Raw genomic sequence first — 15,275 nt, forward strand, 5'->3', positions numbered from 1 at the left:
CCGGCATCGAAAGGCTAAGTCAGAGGTTACAACTCAAAGACCGGATACCGGAATGAAAGACAACGCCCATCAAAGCGCCAATATAGGCAAGTTTCAGAACAAATTGGTGACAGCTGACGGGCAGACGCGGGCCACTGTTGCACTCAGCAATCCTGATACGCTTTGGTTCAACACCGGAACGTTGTGCAATATCGAATGCGTGAACTGCTATATCGAAAGCAGTCCGAGCAATGATGCTCTGGTTTATATTACCGTAGATGAGGTTCGGGACTTTCTGGATCAGATAGAATCCCGCAACTGGCCGGTGCGCGAAATCGGTTTCACCGGTGGCGAGCCTTTCATGAATCCCGAGATGATCGCAATGACCCGCGCCGCTCTAGAACGTGGGTATGAGGTGTTGATCCTGACTAACGCTATGCAACCAATGATGCGCCCTAAAATGCGCGAAGGGTTGTTAGACCTGCAACGTGACTTTGGTGACAGGCTGACACTGCGCGTCTCAGTCGACCACTACCTTCCTAACCTGCACGACGAAGAACGAGGCGAAGGCAGTTTCGCCAAAACCCTGACCGGGATGGAGTGGCTGCGCGACCACGGCTTCAACATGGCAGTTGCAGGACGCACAGTTTGGGGCGACAGCGACACCGAAAGCCGCGCTGGTTATGCGGCGTTCTTTAAACAGCACGGCTTTGACATCGACGCGCAAAATCCGGGCCAGACGGTTCTTTTCCCCGAGATGGACGAAACCGTCGAAGTACCTGAAATCACGACCGCTTGCTGGAGCATTCTGAACAAATCACCTGAGGCTGTGATGTGCGCAAGCGCTCGAATGGTCGTGAAGCGCAAAGGTGCCGACCAGCCTGCGGTACTGGCCTGTACCCTTCTACCTTACGAGCCCGAATTCGAAATGGGCCAGACCCTGGCCGAGGCCGAGGCGGATGTGCACCTCAACCACCCGCATTGTGCCAAATTCTGCGTTCTGGGCGGAGCCAGTTGTTCAGGCTGATCAATTCAGTTCGGGAGATTTCCAGAACTTTGTGCCTGAGGCCCCGGCCGACACCCGCCAGCCCTTTTTGCCGAGCACGAAGAACGACCTGCCATCTGTGAAACGCACGGTTTCTTTAGTGCTGTCGTCACCATACATGGCGCCAGTTTCCGCCGTGGCGTCATATCCATGCTCGATGAATTTGTCCAAATCGGCGGGCGTTTCGAACAGGATTACGAATTTGTACTCGAACCCACCTATCCCGACTGCGGCCCCGACACCGCCGGTCCCCATATTCATGTAAGTGTGCTGACCGGTATCTTTCGAAATTGCGACCCCTCGCCCATATCCCGCCGAAACCGGAAACACCGTGACACGTCGCGAGTCGAACACCGCATATCCGGCGCTGACATCATAGAGTGTCTGCGCCTCGGGATTTTCCGCCAGAAGCTGGGTCAGAATCTCACTGGCCATTGCATCCAGCTTAGCCCGCGTCTCCTCTGGCGTGGCCTCATTGGATAGAAGGTCCGAAGTGGAATTGATCGTGTCATCCACCGCATTGGCACCTTTTTCAACGGTATTGCCCACACTCTCGGCGCCGCGCCCGATGGCGTCAGCAGTGTCAGCGGCACCTTTCTTGATTTTGTCTAAAACGCCTTCAGCGACGGCAGGACCGCTGAGGAAGACAGCAGCGGCAAGAATGAAAACTCGGGACATATAGCGATTCCGTGTGTGACCAATCCATTGGTCGACACCTTACCCCAAGCACCTGAAAATATAACGTGTCTCAATCGTTACTGACTGAAAAACTCAGCCTGACAGTCAATTCACCCGAAACTCACCCACGACATTGCGCCATTCTCCGGGCGCGATCATCTTGCGATGTGTGAACCGGACCGAGTGTAATGGCCCTTCAATCTCGCGCTGCCAGAAGTCGATGAAATCAAACAGCTTGGGATGATCGGGTGCAAGGTCATAGTCCTGCCAGATGAACGTATTCAAAACGTGGATGTAGTCGGGCATGTGGTAGAAAAATTCTGCCGTCGTCAGCCCGTACCCTTTGAGCATTAATTCTGTTTCGCTTTGCTCCATGCAGACCTCCAATTTTGTTGCAAGGTCTCTTCAGGGTAACATGGATACCCCCTAATCCTTAGTTAACAATATGTTACTCTGATGTTACTGTGGTTTTTTGCACGCGGAAACGTTGCTTGCTTGCACCTTATGTGCCGGGTCTGATAAGATACATCCACAAGATATAGACCCTGCACAAAGAACGGGCAGTTTACGTGAGCGATACGCCAGAAATCCCCGAAAACATGGATGAAACCCCGCCCGAGCGCCCCGTGTACGACGGCCCGACGGTCTCCATCGAATCCGAGATGCGCACGTCCTATCTGGACTATGCGATGTCGGTCATCGTGTCCCGCGCTATCCCCGATCTGCGCGACGGGCTGAAGCCGGTACACCGACGCATTCTGTATGCAATGCACGAAACCGGGAACACCCATGACAAGGCGTACCGCAAATCGGCCCGCCCAGTTGGCGACGTGATGGGTAAGTACCACCCGCATGGTGACAGCGCGATCTATGACGCGTTGGTGCGGATGGCGCAGGATTTCTCGATGTCGCTGCCATTGTTGGATGGTCAGGGCAACTTTGGATCGATGGACGGCGACAACCCGGCGGCCATGCGTTACACCGAAGTGCGGATGGACAAGCCTGCCGCTGCTTTGCTGGCGGATATCGAAAAAGAGACAGTTGACTTTCAGGACAACTACGACGGCAAAGACAAAGAGCCGACCGTCCTGCCCGCCCGTTTCCCGAACATGTTGGTCAACGGTGCCGGTGGTATCGCTGTGGGTATGGCGACCAACATCCCGCCACACAATCTTGGCGAAGTCGTTGACGCCACGCTGGCGCTGATCGACGACCCGGATCTGACTTCGGAGCAATTGATCGAATACGTGCCCGGCCCCGACTTTCCGACCGGCGGCGTGATGCTGGGCCGCTCGGGCGCGCGCAAAGCCTATCTGGAAGGGCGCGGCAGTGTCATCATCCGCGCCAAAACGCGGGTCGAAGAACTGCGCAAGGACCGTTATGCCATTGTTGTGGACGAGATTCCCTATCAGGTGAACAAGGCCTCGATGATCGAAAAGATCGCCGAAGCCGTGCGTGAAAAACGTATCGAGGGCGTGGCGCACGTTCAGGACGAATCCGATCGCAACGGCGTGCGCGTGGTAGTCGAACTGAAACGCGATGCGACGCCCGAGGTTGTGCTGAACCAGCTCTATCGTTTCTCGCCGATGCAGACATCGTTTGGTTGCAACATGCTGGCGCTGAACGGTGGACGCCCCGAGCAGCTGACTCTGCGCCGGTTCTTGACGTCCTTCATCGATTTCCGGGAAGACGTAGTCGCCCGCCGCACCGCCTATGACCTGCGCAAGGCCCGCGAACGCAGCCACATCCTGTGTGGTCTGGCCGTGGCGGTCTCGAATGTAGACGAAGTAGTCGCGACAATCCGTTCGTCGGCGGATGCTGCCGAGGCACGTGAAAAACTTATGACCCGTCGCTGGCCTGCGGCTGAGATCGAGGGTTACTTGCGTCTGATCGACGATCCTCTGTCCAAGATGAACGATGACGGCACCTATAACCTGACTGAGGTTCAGGCCCGTGCGATCCTCGAACTGCGCCTGCAGCGCCTGACCCAACTGGGCGTCAAAGAGGTGACCGACGAGCTGGAAGAACTGGCCGCCAAGATCAAGGAATATCTGGATATTCTTTCTTCGCGCGAACGTATCATGTCGATCATTGGGGATGAGTTGCGCACCGTGCGTGAACAGTTCGCTGTGCCGCGCCGTACACAGATCGTCGACTGGTCCGGCGACATGGAAGACGAAGATCTGATCGAACGTGAAGACATGGTCGTGACGGTCACCTCGGGCGGCTATATCAAGCGTACACCGCTGGCCGATTTCCGCGCCCAAAAGCGTGGCGGCAAGGGCCTTTCAGGGATGCAGACCAAGGAAGAGGACGTCGTCACCACCCTCTTCGTTGCTAACACCCATACGCAGCTACTGTTCTTCACCACCGATGGCATGGTCTACAAGCTCAAGACCTGGCGCCTGCCTCAGTCGGGTCGTACCGGTAAAGGCAAGGCGATTGTCAACATCCTGCCGATCCCGACCGGGGTCTCCATCGCGGCGATCATGCCCGTGGATGTACCGGACGAAGAGTGGGAGAATCTGCAAATCGTCTTCGCCACCAGTGCCGGCGACGTGCGTCGCAACGCGCTGAGCGATTTCACCAACGTCAAGCGCAACGGCAAGATCGCCATGGATTTGCCCGAAGGTGTGGAACTGGTGAATGCGCGCATCTGTTCTGAAGAGGACGACGTGATGCTGGTCACCAATTCGGGTCGCGCGATCCGCTTCCAGACCACTGATGTGCGTGTTTTTAAAGGCCGCAAATCGACCGGTGTGCGCGGTATCAAGCTGAGCAACGGCGACAGGGTCGTCTCGATGTCGGTTATCCGCCACTTCGAGGCCACTTCTGACGAGCGCGCAGCCTATCTGAAAATGCGCCGTGCCGTGGCAGGGCTGACGGATGACGCCGAAAACACCGATGATGAAGCCAACGAAATGGCCACCATCTCTCAGGAACGATACGCCGAGATGTCGGCCGCCGAGAACCTTATCCTGACCATCACGGCAGGCGGTTCGGGCAAACTAAGCTCCAGCCATGACTATCCCGTGCGCGGGCGAGGCGGCATGGGTGTCGCGGCCATGGACAAGGCTATGCGCGGCGGTGAGCTGGTGGCCTCGTTCCCGGTTGAGATCGACGATCAGATCATGCTGGCTACATCCAGGGGTCAGTCGATCCGAGTGCCGGTGGACGGTATTTCGTTCCGGTCTCGCTCGGCTGGCGGCGTGAAAGTGTTCAACACTGGCAAGGGTGAAGAAGTCGTCAGCGTTGCCTGGATCGCTGATCAGGGCGACGAAGATGGCGACGAGCAGACCACTGAGTGAAAAATAGAAAGGCGCTGCGAAACATACAGCGCCTTTTAGCTTTCCTCAGCGCTCTTTCGTAGCGCGTCTTCAATCACCCACAGACGGTCTTGCCCCCAGACACTGTGCTGCCCTACGCGAAAACTCGGCACGCCCCACAGTCCAATCTGCTGCAGACGTTTCTGATTTTCCTCGATCCGGCTACGCCATTGATTTCTGGAAAGGTGTGTCTGGGCTTGTTCCCAATTTAACCCGGATCCTTCTACGATCTTGGCCAGCCCCGCATCCGTGCTTGCATCCAACCCTCGGGACCACACGGCTGTCATAAACGCACCGCAGTATTCAGCGAGCCGACCTTGCGCCTCGGCGTGGCCCAACAGAGCATAACCGCGCTCCACACCGGCCCCCAGAGGATCGCATATTCGTCCGAACGGAATACCTATCTGGCGCGCCTCGCGGCTGCAATCCCTCAGGATGTAAGCAGATTTTGCCGAGGGCACAGGTAATCCACGCATCAACATCGGAAGAACTGGACGCAGGACAAGCTGCGCTCGGCTGATGCGCGCCAATTTGCGGACCCGATCGAACGCGAGGTAAGAATAAGGGCTGCGAAATGAGAAAAAGAACTCAATCTTCTGGCCCGGGGAGTCTGGGTAGCGCGGTGTGAGCTCTGGAATGATTGGTTGTTGAGCGGCACCCAACCCAAGCTCTTGCAACCGGGTCTCCAGATAGTGAATCCTGTCCAGTCCCCAATAGCTTTCTCCACCATAACTAAAACAGCCACCCAGATAGTGACCAGCTTGTGCCAATGCCCAATCGCCTGCTGCCTTGACATTGGTAGGATCAGCCCGAGGGCCGTCCGGGATATCCTTACCTGCCCACAGCGTTTGACCGATCTGAACTGCACATGATGCGAAACCGGGATCATCCAGCTCGGCTGCCAATCGGCACTCTGCGGCAGTGATGGCGGCGGGTCGCGGCGATGAAACAGTGGGCTCAACCAACCCAAGCCTTTTGGCCATCCGAACCGCATCTATGAACGCATTGCGCTGGTGAGCCTCGGGGACGGGAACGATCTGAATTGGCGGGTCGGAAATCAGGTGTGGTTTTAATTTAATATGGTACCTGCGTTGCAGTTCCGGCAACACCTGCACAGTCAAATGGCTGTATGGGTCTGATACGTCGTGAAAATACTGAACGACATGAGGTTGACCAGAGAGCCTCCTCTTTACCTCAGACACGCGTCTGCGGGTCGCTTGCAAACCCTGGCTGGTCACAACGGCTGCAATGCGAGATTTCACCAAACTAGTGAATGACATGCGCCCCTCTTCCTATTCATTCGGGGCAAAGTAACGACTGTGTAAGAAAATCCCACACACCAACACGGGAACGTGACAATTACAGGTCGTATAACTGACTGAATTTTTTTTCGAGATATGTCAGAAGAGGGTCAGGTCCCGGCTCTACCCCGCTCGCGCGTTGGATCGTCTCGCGTGGGGTGTAAAGCCCGCCATGACGTTGTAGATTTTCCCGCAGCCAACCGGTTGCCCCCGAAGTATCCCCCTCGGTCAGTTGGACGTCCAGATCGGGCACGGCTGCACGCAGCGCCTGATAGAGACACCCGGCATAGACGTTGCCCAAAGCATAGGTCGGGAAGTACCCGAACAGCCCTACTGACCAATGGACGTCCTGCAAACAACCATTCGAAGGTTTATCTACCGCGTACCCGAAGTCGACCTTGAAACGGTCATTCCAGGCGGCCTCGAGGTCGCTGACCTGTAAATCCCCGGACATCAGCGCACGTTCCAGATCAAAGCGCAGCATTATGTGGAGGTTATATTGCACCTCATCCGCCTCGGTTCGGATATAGCCGTTATGGACGCCGTTCACAGTGGCATAGAACGCGTCGGCATTCGCAATTCCGAATTCTCCGAACACATCTTTCATCTGAGCGTACAGCCAGCCGGTGAAGGCACGAGAGCGCCCGAGCTGGTTTTCGTAAATCCGACTTTGGCTTTCATGCACCCCCATCGACGCGCCCTGCCCAAGTAGTGTCAGTCCAAAATTTGGGTCAATCGCCTGTTCATAAGCTGCGTGTCCGACCTCGTGAATGGTCGAATAGAAGCAGTTGAACGGGTCCGTTTCACTGGTTCGGGTAGTAATCCGCACATCCAGCCCACTGCCAGAGCTGAACGGGTGTACCGCCTTGTCCACGCGACCGGTGTTCAGGTCATAGCCGAAAGTGGTGGCCAGTTTCTGCGACAGGCGCATCTGTTTTTCTTCATCGAAAGAACCGGTCAACGCAGCAGGCGCGGGTTTGTCCAAAACGGCCGCCCGCAGAGCAACCAGACGCGGGCGCATCTGGTCGAAAATCTCGGCAATTTGCTCGCCTGTCGTGTAGGGTTCGTAGTCCTCGACCATAGCGTCATAAACGTCGCCACCCTGCGCCAGCGCCGCGCCCTCTTCGCGTTTGAGATCTACGACCTCTTGCAGAACGGGCAGGAAGGTGGCCACATCCTCGTCTGCGCGAGCCTGTGCCCAAGTGCCCTGCGCCGCGGATGTCACACGGGCAATGGCCTTGGCCAGACCGGCTGGCACTTTGATTGTCCGCTCATAAGACCGACGGATTTCTCGTATTTGCGCACGGGCCACATCGTTTTGCGGGTCAGCCTGCCCCAGCCACTCGGCCACACGTGGGTCGGATCGGCGAGCGTGCAGAACCGCTTCGATCGCGGCCATTTCCTCGGCACGTTGTGGCGCAGCCCCGCGCGGCATCACCGTTTCCTGATCCCACCCCAGCCGCCCGGCGATCTGCCCGAGGGCCGAGGTTTCGCGTTGAAAGGCCATCAGGTCGTCATAGGCTGTCATCGGGGTCAGGCTCCGCGGATCGAAGTTGCGATTGGGTAAGCTGTCAGAAAGCGGGCGCGCAGGATCAGGGTCCAAACGACGACGGCCATGAACTGATGGAAAATGGCGATCTGCCACGGGGCACCATAAACTACGGTCAGAATGCCGATAACCACCTGCAATGACAGTGCTGCAAAGGCAGCATTGAAGGCAAAACGCGTTTGCGGATGCGCACTGCTGCTGCCCCGACGCCATACAACGATTGCAAAGACAAACAGCAGATAGCCCGCACATCGGTGAATGAACTGCACCAGACCGGGGCTCTCAAAAAAATTGCGCCACATCGGTTCCAGGATTGCCGCATCAGGCGGCAGGAACTGCCCTCCGATCAACGGCCAGTCGGTGTAAGACCGACCGGCGTCGATTCCTGCAACCATGGCGCCAATGAGTATTTGCAAAAAGGCGAAATGCATTAGGCCAGTGGACAGCGAGAACAGTTTCGCCTCTTTCGCGCGGCGGGCCTGCATCAGGTCACGCTCATCGCGGCCCAGTTCAAAGATGTACCAGGCCAGGAAACCGAGGATCACGAAGGCCAGTCCAAGGTGAATGGCCAGTCGATAGCTGGCCACAGACGTCATCCCCTCACCCTGAGTCACACCCGAGGCAACCATCCACCAGCCGACTGCGCCCTGAACGCCGCCCAAAGCACCGGGGATCAGCAACTTTCCAGTCCAACCGGTCGGAATTTTCCGCGCCAGAAGGAACCCAATGAACCCAAGCGCCCAAACCAGACCGATCACGCGGCCCAGTTGCCGATGACCCCATTCCCACCAGAAGATTGATTTGAAATCACTCAATTCCATCCACTGGTTCTGAATGCGCCACTGGTCGATTTGCTTGTATTTGTCGAACTCGGCCTGCCAGTCGGCCTCGGACATCGGAGGAACGGCACCGGTAATCGGACGCCATTCGGTGATCGACAATCCGCTATCCGTCAAACGGGTCAGGCCGCCAACAGCGATCATCACGACCACAAGCGCAAACAGGATCATCAGCCACACACGAATGGCCCGGCGCGCACCGCCTCTGCCCCGGTCGATCATGCCGGGCTGAACCGCCTGTTTCTTATCGGTGTCTGTGACCTCTTCGAAGATGCTGCGCTTGCCGCTCATGCTGTCCTCATGTCCTGATTTTCGTTGCAAGCTAGGGCCATGGCGGGCCGAGGTCCAGCCTCAGCCCCGTTCCTTCCAGCGGACCATCTGCCGCATGATCCCGTGCAGCATCTGCACATCCGCCCGCGTCATGCGCATACGCGACCAAAGATTGCGCAGGTTGATCTTCATGCCCTCGGCCTTTTCGGGCGGGTAGAAGAATCCTGCCTCTTCCAGCCGGTCCTCGTAATGTTCGACCAGTTTTTCGACCTCAACGCCCGTGGCCCAGTCGCCCTTGCCCAAATCAGTGGCCTCGTGAACCACGTCTCCGGTTTGACGCATCCACTCATACGCAGTCAGCAACACGCACTGGCCGAGGTTCAGTGAAGTGTATTCCGGGTTCACCGGCACCGATATGATAGCGTTGGCCTTGGCGATGTCTTCGTTCTCAAGCCCGGCGCGTTCTGGGCCAAACAGAACGGACACCTTTTCGCCTGCGGCAACTTTTTCTGCGGCGATCTGCATGGCGCGTTCGGGGCTGTAGACCGGTTTGGTCAAGCCGCGCTGCCGCGCTGTAGTGGCGAAGACGAACGTACTGTCGGCCAAAGCCCCTGCCAGATCGTCGAAAAGTTGCGCTTCGTCTAGCAACCGCCCGGCCCCACTGGACATCGCCACCGCCTTGGGGTTCGGCCAACCATCACGCGGCGCGACGATCCGCATCCGGTCCAACCCGAAATTCCACATAGCCCGCGCGGCGGCACCGATGTTTTCACCCATCTGAGGGCGCACGAGCACAAAAGAAGGCTGGGATTTGTCGCTGGGCATGGCTGTCTCCGAAAACTTGGCCTGCTCTAATCGGCACTCCAACGCAGGGCAAGGCATTGAGGCCGCAAAACCGGCGCAATGGACCATAAAAGTTTGCTTCCCCGCCACAATCCGCTAAACCGCGCAAAAGACTGAAAGCGAAGGACGCGCCAATGGACACCCCCGAGCAGCCGCAGATTTACCTGATCACCCCGCCGACCATCACCCTCAGCACATTTCCCGACCAGTTGGGCCGGGTTCTGGACGGAGCCGAGATCGCCTGCATCCGTCTGGCGCTGGCGGGCAGTGATGAGGATACAATCGCCCGCGCTGCTGATGCCTGCCGCGAGGTGGCCCACGCGCGCGACGTGGCGCTGGTGATTTCGAACCACGTATTGCTGGCGCAGCGTCTGGGTTTGGACGGCGTGCATCTGGATGACGCCGCGCGATCGGTCCGGGCGGCGCGCAAGGAATTGGGCGCGGATGCTATCGTCGGCAGCTTTTGTGGTGCCTCAAGCCATGACGGCATGTCCGCAGGTGAGGCCGGTGTGGACTACGTTGCCTTTGGCCCGGTCGGCGCATCCGCTTTGGGCGACGGAACCACCGCGGAACAGGATCTGTTCCAGTGGTGGTCCGAAATGATCGAAGTTCCGGTGGTGGCCGAGGGCGGCCTGATTCCCGATCTGATCCGCGATCTGGCCCCCCATACCGATTTCTTCGGAATCGGGAATGAAATCTGGTCGCAAGACGACCCTCTGGCCGCGCTGAAAACCCTGACAGACGCGATGTGAGCGTTAACCCTTGCGCCTGCTTCAGGGCTGCGGCATGACGTCCGCATGACTCAGAACAGCGAAATACTGTGTATCGGTTCGGTCCTTTGGGACGTGATTGGACGCTCTGCCAGCGCCATGCGGCAGGGTTCGGACGTGCCGGGGCGGATCACCCGCCTGCCCGGCGGTGTCGCCATGAACATTGCCATGACTTTGGTGCGGTTTGGGATGACGCCCACGCTGCTGACCGCCATTGGCCGCGATCCCGAAGGAGACGAACTAGTCAACGCTTGCGCCCGCCTGGGCATGGTGACGGATCATATTTACCGGTCGCAAGACTTACCGACTGACCGATACATGGCTGTTGAAGGTGCAAACGGCCTGATTGCGGCAATTGCCGATGCCCATTCGTTGGAAGCCGCTGGTGCCAAGATACTGCGCCCTCTGATGCACGGGCCGCTGGGTTATGAAAACACGCCTTTCGAGGGCCCGGTGGCATTGGACGGCAACTTGACATTGGACCTTTTGGAGGAAATCGCCCAAAGCCCGGCTTTTGCGCGTGCTGATCTGCGGGTCGCCCCGGCCTCACCCGGCAAGGCCGAACGCCTACTGCCTTTCCTCAAACATGCTCGCGCGACCCTGTATGTGAACCTCGAAGAAGCCGGCATCCTTTGCCAGCGCGAATTCACCGATTCCGAAAGCGCCGCCAAGGGCTTGCTGGATCGCGGCGCCTTGCGTGTTTTGGTGACGGATGGCGGCAATTCAGCCACAGTTGGTGGCGCTAAGAAAATCCTGACGCAGACACCTCCGTCCGTTCTGGTCACGCGTGTGACCGGCGCTGGCGATACCTTTATGGCGGCCCATATCGCCTCAGAATCCGGCGGAGCATCCAGCGATGAGGCCCTGACCCGCGCCCTGCACGCCGCCGCAACTTACGTTTCCGGAGAAACCCCACTGTGATTGAAATTCAGTATTCCGCCGAAGTCCTCGCCGCCAAAGACGCAGGCCAGCCCATCGTCGCGCTGGAAAGCACCATCATCACCCACGGAATGCCCTTCCCGCAAAACATCGAAGTTGCCGCTCAGGTCGAACAGGACATCCGTGATGCGGGCGCCGTTCCAGCCACGATGGCCGTGATAAAGGGTACGCTGCATGTCGGGCTTGAGCCAGACGAACTGGTCGCACTTGGCCAAGCGCAAGGCGTCGCCAAGCTGTCCCGCGCGGACATGGCGGCGTGCATGGCGACCGGCGGCACCGGGGCAACCACCGTTGCTGCAACCATGATTGCCGCGAACCACGCCGGGATCGAGGTATTCGCCACCGGTGGCATCGGAGGCGTTCATCAGGGGGCAGAAACCTCATTCGACATCTCCGCCGACCTGCACGAATTGGCCCAAACGCCTGTAACGGTTGTAGCGGCGGGTGCCAAAGCGATCCTCGATCTAGCCAAAACGCTTGAGGTGCTGGAAACGCTCGGCGTTCCGGTCATCGCGTATGGGCAGGACGAATTTCCTGCCTTCTGGTCCGCGAAATCCCCATACGCCGCGCCGCTGCGTATGGACAACGCTGATGACATCGCCAAGGCACACGCAACACGCCGCGCGCTGGACCTGCCCGGAGGACAGTTGGTTGCCAACCCGATCCCGACCGCCGACCAGATTCCGGCCGAGGAACTAGCCCCCATCATCGCCGCAGCCCAAGCCGACGCAGATACACACCGGATCAGTGGCAAGGGCGTCACGCCCTATCTGCTGCAACGGATTTACGAACAGACCGAGGGCCGTTCGCTGACCGCCAACATCGCTTTGGTTCGCAACAACGCGAAACTGGCCGCTGCAATCGCGCGGTCCCTCTCCGAACCGAGCAAATGACATAAACCTATTGTACCAAGGCACCGGACTGCTTAACTAAATCCGCAAACCACTCAGGACCGCAATGAACACACCGTTTGACGAAGAACCCCATCGCCGCCCGGGCCTGTTTTCCCGGCTGCGCGCGTCGTTTCTGACGGGCATCGTCGTCATTGCACCGGTTTGGCTGACCATTTGGCTGATCTGGTCCGTGGTGGGCTGGATCGACAGCGCGGTTCTGCCGCTGGTGCCACAACAGTTCCAGCCACAGGAATATGTTGGCGTAAACCTGCGCGGCGTCGGCGTCGTGATCTTCCTGATCTTCACCGTGCTTGTCGGTTGGATTGCCAAAGGTATATTAGGCCGCTCACTGATCCATTTCGCTGAAAGCCTGGTCAACCGGATGCCAGTTGTCCGGTCCGTGTATTCGGGCATCAAGCAAATCTCGGAAACGGTCTTTGCGCAAACCGAACGGTCGTTCGAAAAGGCCTGCCTCATCCAATACCCGCGGCGGGGCATCTGGGCGATTGGTTTCGTTTCAACCACGGCCAAGGGCGAAGTCAGCAGCCGGGCTGAAACCGCCGGAGAACTGATGGGTGTTTTTGTTCCTACCACCCCGAACCCGACCTCCGGGTTCCTGCTGTTCTTTCCTGTAGAAGACATCATCCTTTTGGACATGTCGATCGAGGACGCTGCCAAACTGGTGATTTCAGCGGGTCTTGTTTATCCGAATGAAAAAGACCCAACGCAACCACCTGAATAATTAACCAAACATGTCTGGCAGGTTGACGGTGCTGTTCACCCCGATGTCGTCCTTGTGATCCTTCAGAAACCGATCCGCAGCCGCGCGCCCAGCCAGTTTGAGCTTATGCAGAACGACCGGATTAGGCACCGTTTTCGTAGCAACAGACAGGTCATTCATCAACGCGTCATCGGCAATCATGTGCACCAGAACCCGGTTCATCTCTCCGGCCTTCAACTTACCTTCGGCTAGCAGGCGCTGCACAAAGTTGATTGCGCGTAGTTCACGCAGCAGAGACGAATTAAAACTTATCTCGTTAATCCGGTTTTGAATCTGCTGCGGCGTTTTTGGCACCTCATCCCGCTCCAGCGGGTTGATATTCACGATCACCACGTCATCAGGCAGGTCATCGCCGAACAAAGGATACAACGCGGGGTTGCCGGTATAACCCCCATCCCAATAGGCCTCGGTGCGGTTGGTTTTGGGATCGAATATCTCAACTGCCTGAAACAGGTTCGGCAAACAGGCCGAAGCCAGAATAGCCTTTGTTGAAATTTCTTCACCTGTGAAAACCCGAATCTTGCCGCTGCGCACACATGTGGCACAGACAAACAGGCCGGGCCCCTCATCCGCGCAGATTTCATCGAAGTTGAACCGATCCACCACCGACTCCAACGGGTTTCGATAAAACGGACCATAGGCATAAGGCGACACCATCCGGGACCAGGTATCACCAACCGAGAACGGCAATGAGTATTCCATTGCCTGAGCGATCTGAGACGGCTCGATAGCCTGCATCCAATTGGCAAAACGCATATCGCCTACCGCGCCCATGCGCGCCCACAGCCCGTCCAGACTGGCCCGCGCGCCGTCACGCCCATTGCGCACCATTCCCGATTTGAAAGCAGCCCCGTTCAGCGCCCCGGCAGATGTTCCCGTGATCGCGGCGATCCCGATGTCTTCGTCATCGAGCAGGCGGTCCAGAACGCCCCAGGTAAACGCTCCATGCGCCCCACCACCCTGTAAGGCCAGATTGATACGCTTCATTCACCCGCCCCTTCATCTTTTCCCAATTACTCCGGGGGTATGAGGGCAGAGCCCCCATGAAACCTCACAAAGCAGTCCAGCCGCCGTCCACTGAAATCGTGGTCCCAGTGATCTGCTCTGCAGCGTCCGAACACAAAAAGATCGTTGTGCCACCCAATTGCTCGACGGTTGCGAACTCTTTTGACGGCTGCCGTTCCAATAGAACGTTTTTAACCACTTCCTCGCGGCTCATGTTGTATTCTTTCATTGTGTTCGGAATCTGCGCATCGACCAGCGGCGTCAATACGTAACCCGGGCAGATCGCGTTACAAGTGATCGGCTCCTGCGCCGTTTCCAGTGCGACGGCCTTGGTCATCCCAACGACGCCGTGTTTGGCAGCCACATAAGCCGTTTTGAAGGGCGAGGCCGTTAGGCCATGCGCCGACGCGATATTGACGATCCTTCCCCAGCCCTTTTCCCGCATCAATGGCAGAGCGGCCGCGGTGGTATGAAAGGCCGAGTTCATGTTGATGGCGATGATTGCGTCCCATTTGTCGACCGGAAACTGATCAATCGGCGACACATGCTGAATGCCTGCGTTATTCACCAGAATGTCGCACACACCTGCCTTTTCAATCAGCGCACGGCATTCGTTACCTTTGGACATATCAGCCTTGATGTAGCGAGCATTGGTTCCGGTCTCTTGCGCGATCTCGGCGGCCAAAGCGTGATCTTCATCGCGGTCAGTGAACGAGTTCAGAACAACATCGGCCCCGGCTTTCGCAAGCTCGCGCGCGACACCCAATCCGATCCCCGAATTTGACCCGGTGATGATCGCTGTTTTTCCCGAAAGGCTCATGTGGTCTCTCCCTCAAAATCCGCTTTGGGCGCACAGTGCCATGCTGCACGTGCAAAGGAAACGGGGAAACACTAGGGTTCTGCATCTGGTGAACGAGACGGCCAAAAAAAAACGCCCGCGCGAAGCGGGCGTTAAGTTATTGAGGCAGGTTTCATACAGGCAAGAAACCTATCGAGCAGTGGAACCTTTATACGCAATTCCATGCATTCGTCCAAGCTAAAAGTTTGATAATAAGAA

Annotated in this window: 14 protein-coding genes; 6 read left to right on the forward strand and 8 right to left on the reverse strand. The window is 57.6% G+C overall.

Annotated elements, in window-relative coordinates:
* Window positions 1-52: 52 nt before the first annotated feature.
* Entirely contained in the window at window positions 53-1,006 is a 954-nt protein-coding gene (locus ACR0IY_RS03230) for a radical SAM protein (protein WP_480670403.1), read from the forward strand.
* Here the strand turns inward: ACR0IY_RS03230 and ACR0IY_RS03235 are convergent, their stop codons facing one another.
* Window positions 1,007-1,702 carry a lipid-binding SYLF domain-containing protein gene (locus tag ACR0IY_RS03235; RefSeq protein ID WP_480670404.1) on the reverse strand — a complete coding sequence of 232 codons (696 nt, stop codon included), beginning with the start codon at window positions 1,700-1,702 and terminating at the stop codon, window positions 1,007-1,009.
* A 105-nt stretch (window positions 1,703-1,807) separates the two neighbouring features.
* Complete coding sequence (locus tag ACR0IY_RS03240) at window positions 1,808-2,077, reverse strand: usg protein (protein WP_170481731.1); 270 nt, start codon at window positions 2,075-2,077, stop codon at window positions 1,808-1,810.
* Window positions 2,078-2,301: 224 nt separating this feature from the next.
* On the opposite strand from ACR0IY_RS03240, the gene gyrA reads away from it, so the two are divergent.
* Window positions 2,302-5,010, forward strand: a complete 2,709-nt coding sequence (gyrA, locus tag ACR0IY_RS03245; RefSeq protein ID WP_480671120.1) for a DNA gyrase subunit A — start codon at window positions 2,302-2,304, stop codon at window positions 5,008-5,010.
* A gap of 35 nt (window positions 5,011-5,045) precedes the next feature.
* Here the strand turns inward: gyrA and ACR0IY_RS03250 are convergent, their stop codons facing one another.
* The 4 genes from ACR0IY_RS03250 to ACR0IY_RS03265 all read right to left on the reverse strand — a co-directional run bounded on the left by ACR0IY_RS03250 (window position 5,046) and on the right by ACR0IY_RS03265 (window position 9,812).
* Window positions 5,046-6,308: a DsbA family protein gene (locus ACR0IY_RS03250; RefSeq protein ID WP_480670405.1), complete on the reverse strand. Its 1,263-nt coding sequence runs from the start codon at window positions 6,306-6,308 to the stop codon at window positions 5,046-5,048.
* 79 nt (window positions 6,309-6,387) lie between these two features.
* Window positions 6,388-7,857, reverse strand: a complete 1,470-nt coding sequence (locus ACR0IY_RS03255) for a carboxypeptidase M32 (RefSeq protein ID WP_480670406.1) — start codon at window positions 7,855-7,857, stop codon at window positions 6,388-6,390.
* Window positions 7,858-7,862: 5 nt separating this feature from the next.
* The gene (gene ctaA, locus ACR0IY_RS03260; RefSeq protein ID WP_480670407.1) at window positions 7,863-9,008 is read right to left on the reverse strand and encodes a heme A synthase; all 1,146 of its coding nucleotides are present in this window, start codon (window positions 9,006-9,008) and stop codon (window positions 7,863-7,865) included.
* A 60-nt stretch (window positions 9,009-9,068) separates the two neighbouring features.
* Window positions 9,069-9,812, reverse strand: coding sequence for an RNA methyltransferase (locus ACR0IY_RS03265; RefSeq protein WP_480670408.1), 744 nt, complete (start codon window positions 9,810-9,812; stop codon window positions 9,069-9,071).
* Window positions 9,813-9,964: 152 nt separating this feature from the next.
* Between ACR0IY_RS03265 and ACR0IY_RS03270 the strand changes: the two genes are divergently transcribed.
* The 4 genes from ACR0IY_RS03270 to ACR0IY_RS03285 all read left to right on the forward strand — a co-directional run bounded on the left by ACR0IY_RS03270 (window position 9,965) and on the right by ACR0IY_RS03285 (window position 13,174).
* A complete protein-coding gene (locus ACR0IY_RS03270) occupies window positions 9,965-10,582 on the forward strand; it encodes a thiamine phosphate synthase (protein WP_480670409.1) in 618 nt (205 codons plus the stop codon).
* Between the two features lie 45 nt (window positions 10,583-10,627).
* A complete protein-coding gene (locus ACR0IY_RS03275; RefSeq protein WP_480670410.1) occupies window positions 10,628-11,521 on the forward strand; it encodes a PfkB family carbohydrate kinase in 894 nt (297 codons plus the stop codon).
* Window positions 11,518-12,432, forward strand: coding sequence for a pseudouridine-5'-phosphate glycosidase (locus ACR0IY_RS03280; RefSeq protein ID WP_480670411.1), 915 nt, complete (start codon window positions 11,518-11,520; stop codon window positions 12,430-12,432). The genes ACR0IY_RS03275 and ACR0IY_RS03280 overlap by 4 nt, the downstream gene beginning before the upstream one ends.
* 64 nt (window positions 12,433-12,496) lie before the next feature.
* Entirely contained in the window at window positions 12,497-13,174 is a 678-nt protein-coding gene (locus tag ACR0IY_RS03285; RefSeq protein ID WP_480670412.1) for a DUF502 domain-containing protein, read from the forward strand.
* Here the strand turns inward: ACR0IY_RS03285 and ACR0IY_RS03290 are convergent, their stop codons facing one another.
* Both ACR0IY_RS03290 and ACR0IY_RS03295 read right to left on the reverse strand, forming a co-directional pair.
* The gene (locus tag ACR0IY_RS03290; protein WP_480670413.1) at window positions 13,175-14,200 is read right to left on the reverse strand and encodes a patatin-like phospholipase family protein; all 1,026 of its coding nucleotides are present in this window, start codon (window positions 14,198-14,200) and stop codon (window positions 13,175-13,177) included. It lies immediately after the preceding gene.
* Between the two features lie 64 nt (window positions 14,201-14,264).
* Window positions 14,265-15,038, reverse strand: a complete 774-nt coding sequence (locus ACR0IY_RS03295; RefSeq protein WP_480670414.1) for a 3-hydroxybutyrate dehydrogenase — start codon at window positions 15,036-15,038, stop codon at window positions 14,265-14,267.
* Between the last annotated feature and the right edge of the window lie 237 nt (window positions 15,039-15,275).

This window comes from Ruegeria sp. BC1, assembly GCF_056539305.1.

Coding starts and splice junctions, on each gene's coding strand:
- ACR0IY_RS03230 (WP_480670403.1), top strand. CDS start 53: ATGAAAGACAACGCCCATCAAAGCGCCAATATAGGCAAGTTTCAGAAC.
- ACR0IY_RS03235 (WP_480670404.1), bottom strand. CDS start 1,702: ATGTCCCGAGTTTTCATTCTTGCCGCTGCTGTCTTCCTCAGCGGTCCT.
- ACR0IY_RS03240 (WP_170481731.1), bottom strand. CDS start 2,077: ATGGAGCAAAGCGAAACAGAATTAATGCTCAAAGGGTACGGGCTGACG.
- gyrA (WP_480671120.1), top strand. CDS start 2,302: ATGGATGAAACCCCGCCCGAGCGCCCCGTGTACGACGGCCCGACGGTC.
- ACR0IY_RS03250 (WP_480670405.1), bottom strand. CDS start 6,308: ATGTCATTCACTAGTTTGGTGAAATCTCGCATTGCAGCCGTTGTGACC.
- ACR0IY_RS03255 (WP_480670406.1), bottom strand. CDS start 7,857: ATGACAGCCTATGACGACCTGATGGCCTTTCAACGCGAAACCTCGGCC.
- ctaA (WP_480670407.1), bottom strand. CDS start 9,008: ATGAGCGGCAAGCGCAGCATCTTCGAAGAGGTCACAGACACCGATAAG.
- ACR0IY_RS03265 (WP_480670408.1), bottom strand. CDS start 9,812: ATGCCCAGCGACAAATCCCAGCCTTCTTTTGTGCTCGTGCGCCCTCAG.
- ACR0IY_RS03270 (WP_480670409.1), top strand. CDS start 9,965: ATGGACACCCCCGAGCAGCCGCAGATTTACCTGATCACCCCGCCGACC.
- ACR0IY_RS03275 (WP_480670410.1), top strand. CDS start 10,628: ATGACTCAGAACAGCGAAATACTGTGTATCGGTTCGGTCCTTTGGGAC.
- ACR0IY_RS03285 (WP_480670412.1), top strand. CDS start 12,497: ATGAACACACCGTTTGACGAAGAACCCCATCGCCGCCCGGGCCTGTTT.
- ACR0IY_RS03290 (WP_480670413.1), bottom strand. CDS start 14,200: ATGAAGCGTATCAATCTGGCCTTACAGGGTGGTGGGGCGCATGGAGCG.
- ACR0IY_RS03295 (WP_480670414.1), bottom strand. CDS start 15,038: ATGAGCCTTTCGGGAAAAACAGCGATCATCACCGGGTCAAATTCGGGG.